The organism is Corynebacterium sp. HMSC059E07 (assembly GCF_001814395.1).
GTDB lineage: Bacteria > Actinomycetota > Actinomycetes > Mycobacteriales > Mycobacteriaceae > Corynebacterium > Corynebacterium hesseae.
The window spans coordinates 1-244 of sequence record NZ_KV816316.1 but is presented as its reverse complement, the minus strand read 5'-3'; the positions used below and the strand labels follow the sequence as shown (position 1 = coordinate 244).

Genomic DNA, 244 nt, shown 5'->3' with positions numbered 1-244 from the left:
CAGATCCGGATCCTCAACAACTACGGTAATCGGACCATCAACCTTCTTACCCGGAGTAACAACAACGTTGCCGTTCTCGTCAATCTCAGCCGGAACCTTGTTGCCGTCCTCATCGGTAGCAGAAACCTTGGTGTCTTCACCCGGGTTGGTGACCTTCACACCAGTGTCCTGCTTCTCATCAGACGGCTTCACAGTCTTCGGGTTCTCAGGAACCTCAACCGAGGTCTTACCCTCAGACTCACCA

The 244-nt window shown here is 53.3% G+C and carries 1 protein-coding gene; it reads right to left on the bottom strand.

What is annotated here, in order from left to right; translation table 11 throughout:
- On the bottom strand, window positions 1–244 hold a 244-nt coding region (locus tag HMPREF2967_RS07715), incomplete at both ends, for a hypothetical protein (protein ID WP_198531032.1).